The 2,258-nt window shown below is 77.1% G+C and carries 2 protein-coding genes; both read right to left on the minus strand.

What is annotated here, in order from left to right; genetic code table 11:
• Positions 1-1,090 (minus strand): DUF917 domain-containing protein (locus GL263_RS25275; protein WP_323379557.1); only part of this gene is annotated, 1,090 nt, incomplete at its 3' end.
• Positions 1,087-2,258 (minus strand): hydantoinase/oxoprolinase family protein (locus tag GL263_RS25280; RefSeq protein WP_228456816.1); only part of this gene is annotated, 1,172 nt, incomplete at its 5' end. The genes GL263_RS25275 and GL263_RS25280, both read right to left, overlap by 4 nt.

Below are 2,258 nucleotides of genomic sequence, written 5' to 3' on the forward strand. Positions count from 1 at the left end.
GGCGGACGGGGAAGCCGAAGGCGCGCGGCCCGGCGAGCGCGAGCCCGGCCGGGGTGTGCCACATGGGGGCCGCCGGCACGACCAGGACGTCCACGTGGTCGGCGACCGCGACGCTCTCCAGCGCCACCGGCCACAGCCGTTGCCGGTCCAGCAGGCAGACGACGTCGGGGACGGCGGCGGCGACGGCCCCGTCGATGAGCGCCAGCAGGATCTCGTTCTGCGCCTCCAGCCGCACCACGGGCCCGCCGCCGGCGGGGTCGCTGACGACGATGCTGGTGGGCATGGAGGGGAACGCGCCCGCTCCGCCGGGCGGGTGCGGCAGGTCGACGGCGGTGACCTGCCCGCTGGCCAGCACCCGGGCGCCGACGGTGCGGGCGAGGCCGGCCAGCAGGGAGGCGTGCCGGGTCTCGCGGGTGAGGAGTTCACCGACGCGCATGACCCTGCTGGTCGCCTCCCGGATCGCGACCGCGCGCAGGGCGCCGGCGGTGGTCGGGTACATGGCGCAGACCATCGCGCCGCCGGAGGCGTCCACGACGCCGCGCAGCAGTCGGTCCGCACGCGGGGTGTCGCACTCCAGGACGGTGGTGTCGCCGGTCTGGCTGACCGCGGCCAGCGGTGTGACGGGCAGGCCGCCGAGCGCGTAGGTGGTCTGGTGGATGAGCGGGAGGATGCGGCCCATGCCGTCGCAGTCGACGAGCGGCAGTCCCAGCAGGGCGGCGGTCGCGATGGGGAACAGGGCGTTGGGACCCGCGGAGTTGAGGGCGACGACGGCGTCCAGCCGGTGTCCGGTGCGTTCCTCCAGCGCGCGTACGGCGAGGGCGCCCTCGTCGCCGCCGGGCGGGAGCTCGGTGATCGGGGCGAAGCCGCCGACCAGTCCGACGGCGGCGCAGCGGGTGTGCGGCGGCAGCGCGTCCAACGGCACGAGGGGCACGGGTCCCAGCCGGCGCAGCAGGTCGGTGACGCAGAGGGTGAGGCCGTCGATGCCGCCTCCGCCGGAGCTGAGCAGTTCGTCCCCCGCGACCAGGGCGGGCACGTCGTCGGCGCTGATGTGGTGGACGGCGGTGGCGCCGCCGTGCGGTGCGGGGTTCACCGGGCGACCTCCGCCGAGGTGCGGCTGGCGGCGCGCACCTGGAGCCGGTAGACCCGCAGGTAGCCGGCGGCGGTGGCGGTGGAGCGCACCACGTAGGCGCTGCCGGGTTCGGCGCCGTGCGCGGCCACGAGGCCGAGCGCCCGCTGTTCGGCGTCCCGCTGGTGCTGTTCGAGGCACTTGGGGCCGTCGGTGGGCACCAGGATGTCGACCCAGGCGCTGGGTTCGGTGAGAGCGGCGCCGACGGCGGTGAGGTCGGCCTCGGGGCGGATGTGCTGCGGGCCGTCGGGGCCGGGGTGCGCCAGGGCCTCGGCGACGGCGGCGCCCGCCGGGCTGAGCGCGGCGACGACGTCGCTGGTGTGTCGGCTGCGGGTGGCCAGCAGGGTGGCGGCGGAGGGGGTGTGGACGGGTATCCGGGTGAGGACGGGCTGGGGCAGGCAGGTGCGGATGCCGTTGCCGTCGGTGAGGTCGGTCTCCACGTGCGGCAGCCCGTCGCGCACCTGGCCCATGGTGATCTCGTCGGCGTCGGTGAGCGCGACGACGGCGTCGCTGACCCGGGCGGTGCGGGCGGCGCCGATGAGCGCGGCGGCGATCCGGGCGGCGAGTCCGACGACCGGCGTCCAGCGCAGCCTGCGGCCGGTGACCCGGCCGCCGTCGCCGGTGGCGAACCAGCAGGCGGGGGTGCCGGGAAGGGCTTCCGTGGCCTGCTCGCAGGCGGTGATGACCCGGTCGGCGACCTCGAGCAGCGCCGCGTTGAGCACGGTCGCGGCCTCCCGCTCCAGCAGGCCGAGGCCGCCGCTCTCGTGGGAGAGACACAGTCTCAGGTCGGGTTTTCTGGCGAGGAGTTCGGCGGCGAGGGCGGCCTCGTGCCCGACGCTGGCCGGCGCACCGGTGGCGGTGACGGCGACGGCGCGCACCCCGGCGTCCAGCACCTCACGCGCTCCGCGTCGGACGGCCGCCGGCTCCAGGGCGGCGAGTTCGGTTCCGAACAGGTCGTGGCCGCCCCGTACGACGCCGCGCCAGGAGACCAGGGAGGTGACCAGCGGGGAGGGGTGTCCGCCGCCGGGCGGCGCGGCCGGCGGTCGGGGCACGATCCGTACGGCCGCGACCCGGCGGGCCCGGCCCGGGGTGCCCTCGGGGGCGGTGAGGGCGGCCTGGAGCGGTTCCGAGA

Origin of the sequence: Streptomyces durbertensis (assembly GCF_014156695.1) — a bacterium.
In the GTDB taxonomy this organism is placed as follows: Bacteria; Actinomycetota; Actinomycetes; order Streptomycetales; family Streptomycetaceae; genus Streptomyces; species Streptomyces durbertensis.